General features: G+C 52.6%; 6 protein-coding genes. 5 read left to right on the plus strand and 1 reads right to left on the minus strand.

The features are described 5' to 3' along the window. Positions 1–53: 53 nt before the first annotated feature. The gene (locus ACR0B5_RS22745) at positions 54–809 is read right to left on the minus strand and encodes a LuxR C-terminal-related transcriptional regulator (RefSeq protein ID WP_170556711.1); all 756 of its coding nucleotides are present in this window, start codon (positions 807–809) and stop codon (positions 54–56) included. A gap of 153 nt (positions 810–962) precedes the next feature. Between ACR0B5_RS22745 and ACR0B5_RS22750 the strand changes: the two genes are divergently transcribed. The 5 genes from ACR0B5_RS22750 to ACR0B5_RS22770 are packed head-to-tail and all read left to right on the plus strand — an operon-like array spanning position 963 to position 5,769. Further along, positions 963–2,075, plus strand: coding sequence for an ABC transporter ATP-binding protein (locus tag ACR0B5_RS22750; RefSeq protein ID WP_480543660.1), 1,113 nt, complete (start codon positions 963–965; stop codon positions 2,073–2,075). A gap of 34 nt (positions 2,076–2,109) precedes the next feature. Further along, positions 2,110–3,273, plus strand: a complete 1,164-nt coding sequence (locus ACR0B5_RS22755; RefSeq protein ID WP_093962198.1) for an ABC transporter substrate-binding protein — start codon at positions 2,110–2,112, stop codon at positions 3,271–3,273. A gap of 38 nt (positions 3,274–3,311) precedes the next feature. Continuing rightward, positions 3,312–4,163 (plus strand): ABC transporter permease, encoded by an 852-nt coding sequence (locus ACR0B5_RS22760; RefSeq protein WP_010442233.1) that lies wholly within the window; start codon positions 3,312–3,314, stop codon positions 4,161–4,163. A 7-nt stretch (positions 4,164–4,170) separates the two neighbouring features. After that, the gene (locus tag ACR0B5_RS22765) at positions 4,171–4,992 is read left to right on the plus strand and encodes an ABC transporter permease (RefSeq protein ID WP_010442232.1); all 822 of its coding nucleotides are present in this window, start codon (positions 4,171–4,173) and stop codon (positions 4,990–4,992) included. 18 nt (positions 4,993–5,010) lie between these two features. Further along, positions 5,011–5,769, plus strand: coding sequence for an SDR family NAD(P)-dependent oxidoreductase (locus tag ACR0B5_RS22770; protein ID WP_010442231.1), 759 nt, complete (start codon positions 5,011–5,013; stop codon positions 5,767–5,769). Positions 5,770–5,783 lie beyond the last annotated feature (14 nt).

Raw genomic sequence — 5,783 nt, forward strand, 5'->3', positions numbered from 1 at the left:
ATTTTTACTCCAAAGAACCGCAGTCAGCCCAAAGTGGGTGTTCAAGGAACCTTTTAAAGTGCCTTTTCAATGAACTTTGAAAAAAGCTCACCCTGCGAATTGATCCTAAGTTTCGCGTAAATGTTGCGTCTGTGGATGCGGACTGTGCCTGGAGAGATGCCGAGAATTGTGCCGACAGCTTCTGCCGAATGACCCTTCAACGTGAACTCAACGACTTCTCTTTCTCGTGGCGTCAGAACGCCATCGCCAAATGCCTGGAAAGCAAGATCGACGCGACGACTAACGCCATTCGCTGCGGCGCCGCGGGTCATCGTTGGAAAGTCACTCCAATGTTTGCAACAGGCTGCCCGAACGAGCGGCCATAGAGCTTGCAAATGACGAATTTCCTTGGCGGAAAAAGGCTTCTCTGCTCGCATGAGCGAGACCACAACCATCCCAGCGCCTGGGATATCGATAAAGTAGCCAATCTCCTCTGCTAACCCAGTCCTTTTGTAATAGCTGCGATAGTATTCGCCTTGATAGAACCTGTCCGGTGCGATATCGCGCATGCGGTACAGACCCGGTGTTATTGGTTTTGTCGCGGCCAAAAAAAATGGATCAAGTACGTAGGGCCCGGCTTGGTAATCCTCAACAAAAATACGCCGTTTGCTTTTGGGGAAATCGTCGTGAATGTCTATTGGTGCTTCGGTTCCGACATGGCCAAACACCACCGTAAAATCAAATGGTGCGACCTGCCGTAAGCCGTCTGCCAAAGCACATGGAAATTCTGGGGTTCCGATCTTCTCCACGACCCTGCCGGCCTCTTCCATCCAATCGTACACACGTCGCTCCAGATTTTCGAAAAGCACCTCTATACCCCAATTGTGGTATATACAGTTATTCCGAGTTATTGTTACTTTTTCCTTGTTTGAGTGGTATGCCAACAAATGCCAAAAAATCAAGCATAAGGAAAACGGCAGTATATGAGCTTTGACATGAGCGTCACCATGCAGACGATTGCGGAACTCCGAGGAGTGACCAAGACCTTCGGGAATGTGGTCGCCGCCAAAGACCTGAATCTTTCCATTGGGAAAGGAGAGTTCCTGTCGTTCTTAGGCCCATCTGGTTGCGGCAAAACCACTGCGCTTAGAATGTTGGCAGGTTTCGAGAAGCCTACCGAAGGTCAGGTGTTGCTCGATGGAGAAGTCGTCAACGACTTGGATGCGCACCATCGCCCAGTCAACATGGTGTTTCAGCACTATGCTCTTTTTCCTCACCTAAGCGTGTTCGACAACATCGCGTACGGCCTGCGCCAACAACGACCACGCGTAGACAAACAAACAATCGCGACAAAGGTTGAGCAAGCGCTGGAAACTGTCCGTCTTGGTGGGTTTGGCCCACGTCGCATCTGGGAGATGTCTGGTGGTCAGCAGCAACGCGTCGCTTTGGCGCGTGCGATCGTAAACGAGCCCAAGCTTTTGCTGCTTGATGAACCAATGGCTGCTCTGGATCGAAAGCTTCGAAAAGAAATGCAGTTTGAACTGCAGAACCTGCAACGACAACTGGGAATAACTTTTGTCCTCGTCACGCACGACCAAGAAGAAGCGCTTTCAATGTCCGACCGAATTTGTGTGATGGAAGGCGGCAGTATTGTGCAGGTTGGCAGCCCACGCGAACTCTATGACATGCCCCGCAGCCGCTACGTGGCTGGATTTGTAGGCACCTCTAATTTCTTTGATGCAACTGTGACTGACTCAGCAGCCGACCAAATCACTGTGCGTTTAGCGAGTGGCCAAAAGGTGCACGGAACTCCGGAGATTCCAATAGATGCAGGGCAGGAAGTGTGCGTTAGTATCCGTCCTGAACAGATCACGCTGACCCGCGCGCTACCCACAGCTGAAATCGCTCTGCCAGTTACCATTCAAAATCGGATCTTCCTTGGGGAGCACACAGAATACCTTACGCGCAATGAAGCACTGGGTGATTTCCATGTACTTGTGCCAAGGCAAGCGGAATTGAACGAGGGGACGTTCAATGCAGGAGAGCAGGCCTTTGTTTCATGGGGCGAAGGCGCACTGCTGATCCTGGAAAAATAACAAATCCCGCAATCCAACAACAGAGAGGTTCACAATGACCAAGGATAATGGGACTATTTCCAAGCAAAAGTTCATGGAAGAGCTTCGCCGGTACCAAAAGGGTTCGGTTACACGGCGACATTTCTTAGGCGTGACAGGTCTTGGGATGGCAACGGCCGTTCTGGGCACGGCCATTCCTGGGTTGCGTCCACGCCCGGCATTTGCTGCCGGGGACATTGGCGACCGAGTGATCCTTGCCACATGGCCGAACTACCATGACGAGATGAACTTCGAAGCCTTCACGGAAGCCACTGGCGCCCATGTTCAGGTCAATGTTTTTGGCTCGAACGAAGAGATGTTGGCAAAACTTCAGGCTGGAGGGTCTGGCTGGGACGTTTTCGTTCCAACCAACTACACGATCACTACGTATGTGGGTGAAGATCTGATCATCCCGCTCGATACGTCCAAACTGCCAAACTACGACGCAGGTTCATTCGAACAGCGCTTTTCCGATGCCGGTTCTGTCGATGGCCAGCTTTACGCGGTCCCAAAAAACTGGGGCACGACTGGCTTTGCAGTGAACACCAGCAAGCTTGACGGCGCTCCGACTCCAACCACATGGAAAGAGTTCTGGGACCTTACTATGGAAGGTTACTCAGGCCGGACAATGGTGCATGATTACCAACTCACCACCATCGGTAATGCACTGAAATACTTCGGATACTCCTTCAACTCGGTCGATGAGAAGGAACTGGCGGATGCCGAGAAATTGTTGCTGGATGCCAAACCGCATCTGTTTGCAATCTCGTCGGATTATCAGCCACCGATGCGTAACGGTGACGCCTGGATGACGATGTGCTGGACAGGTGACGGCAAGCAGATGAATGTCGACATGCCTGAAATCGCCTACGTTCTGGGAACTGAGGGCGGTGAACTCTGGTCCGACTACTACGCTATTCCTAAGGGCGCACCCCATATGGATGCCGCTTATGCCTTGATCGACTTCCTGCTGAACCCGGAAGTTAATGCGAAAGAAGTCCTCGCTCACGGCTATCCATCGGCTGATGCTCGCACCAATGCGTTGCTGCCGAAGGAACTACTGGAAGATCCGATCCTTTATCCGGCAGCTGACCTTCTGAATGCACTCGAGTTCGGCGCGGCAGCTACACTAACAGATCCAAACCGTGCCGAGTTGCTCGCCCGCTTCAAGTCGGCCTAAGCGCCAAGGTCGCCAATATCGGAAAAGACGAGGACAAAATGACCGAACGAGGCAGAAAAGCACTGTTGCTGGCTCCAGCAGGAATATGGCTTTTGGTAATGCTAGCCCTTCCTCTGCTGGTCGTCTTCGTCTTTTCCTTTGGCGAACGGGGTGCCGCCGGAGGCTACGTTCCAGCGTTCACTTTGGAACAATATGCCAACCTTCCTGCGCGATGGACGGCGTTTAAGAACACTTTGATCCTTGCACCACTGGGGACTATCGCTGCGTTGGTAATTGCCTACCCGCTCGCCTACTTTCTTGCAGTGCGTTGTTCACCAAAGTGGAGAACTTCGCTGTTGATCCTAGTGATCGTGCCGTTCTGGACATCGATCCTGATCCGGTCATACGCTTGGATTTTCATCCTTGGGGGGCGTGGCTTGCCCGCTTTACTGGAGTCGATCGGCATCGATGATATCCGCCTGATAAATACGCCGTTCGCTGTGCTTGTCGGGATTGTCTATGGGTATCTACCTCTGATGGTTTTCCCGATTTTTGTAAGCTTAGACAAACTGGATAAACGCCTTCTGGAAGCATCGGCTGATCTCGGCTCTACCCCATGGCGTACGTTCCGTCAGGTGACACTTCCTTTGTCGGTACCTGGTATCGCAACTGGCTGCATGCTGGTCTTCATCTTGCTGATGGGCGAGTTTCTGATCCCAGCGATCTTGGGCGGCGGAAAGGTCTTTTTCGTCGGAAATGCGCTGGTGGACCTGTTCCTGCAGTCTCGGAACTGGGCGTACGGATCGGCGGTCGCAATGACTTTGGTTGTCGTAATGCTTGTCACTGTCTCAATTTACATGAAATTCATCTCGCGCCTGGGTGGCCAGCGCCAAGATGTCTCGCTGATGTGAGGGTCCGATGCGCTTATACGCGATTTGCGTCTACCTTTTTCTCTATATTCCAATCGGCATCATCGCGCTTTTCAGCTTTAATGCCGGACGACACGCAAGCCAGTTCATGGGGTTCTCGACCCAATGGTATGGTAAAGCGCTGAACAACCCATTTGTAATGGACGCGCTCGAGACCAGTCTGCTTGCGGCATTCATAACTGCTTGCCTCGCATCCACTCTCGGAACCATGGCGGCCATCGCTTTACAAGGGGTTAAGGGATGGCTCCGAACTTTGTTTGATGCGATGATTTATATTGCGATAATGATACCCGGTATCGTCATCGGCATCGCGACACTCATTGCCCTGGTCACTGTATTCGGCTGGCTAAACCCGCTTCTTGCAAGCCTATGGCCCGATGGAGCAAATCCCCCGCAACTTTCCATGGGGATGCCCACGCTTGTCGCCGCACACACCATGTTCACAATGGCGCTGGTCATAATCATCGTACGTGCAAGGCTATCGGGTATGGACCGCGCGCTCATGGAAGCTTCGGCTGACCTCTTTGCGACGCCCTGGGGCACCTTTCGACAGGTGACCCTGCCGTTGATAGCACCGGCAATTTTGGCAGGCTTCCTGCTCAGCTTCACTTTCTCATTTGATGATTTCATCATCGCGTTCTTCGTAGCTGGCTCAGAAACAACCCTGCCAATCTACATATTCTCATCCATCCGGCGCGGCGTAACACCCGAGATCAATGCCATCGGCACTATGGTTATGGGCGCGTCGCTCTTGTTGCTCGTAGCAGCGCAGCTGCTTTTGCGCCGAGGCGCCTCAAAATCGAATAATTAAATAAAGGAGCCAAGTGACATGCGGCTTGCAGGTAAGGTCGCGCTCGTTACGGGCGCGGGATCAGGAATTGGTCGGGCGGGTTCAATGGCAATGGCACAAGAGGGTGCGAATGTTGTGGTAACCGATCGCGATGCAACACTTGCTGAAGCCACTGTGGCCGCGATCGTTGCGCAGGGAAATCAAGCATCTGCCATACAGCTTGATGTGACCGATGACGATGCCCTTACCAAAGCCATAGACGAAGCAGTAAAAAACTTCGGTCGGCTTGACGTGTTGCACTCTCATGCTGGGTTGCAGATCGAAGGAACGCTGGAAGAAGTGGAACCAGATGGAATGGATGCTTCTTGGGCATTGAATGTCCGCGCTCACTTCATTGCCGCGCGCGCAGCCGTCCCCCATATGAAATCACAAGGTGGAGGCAGCGTGATCGTCACGGCCTCCAATTCGGGGGTTCAATACGACCGGGGTATGATCGCCTATGCGACTACAAAGCACGCAGCTGTTGCGATGGTCCGGCAGATGGCAGCCGACTACGCTGTCCATGCAATCCGTTTCAATGCCCTTTGTCCAGGATTTGTAGACACCCCCTTCAATGCAGGCTTCGAAAAGCAGATGGGTGGCCGTGCCAAACTGGAAAGCTACATCGAGCAGGCGATCCCTATGAGTCGGTGGGCGACAGTTGAAGAGATTGGCCATGGGATCGTCTATTTAGCTTCAGATGAATCCGCTTTTATGACGGGGCAAGCCTTGGTTATCGATGGCGGTGAATGCATTTAGTGATGGGTTAGACC

Source organism: Ruegeria sp. AG1, assembly GCF_056541705.1.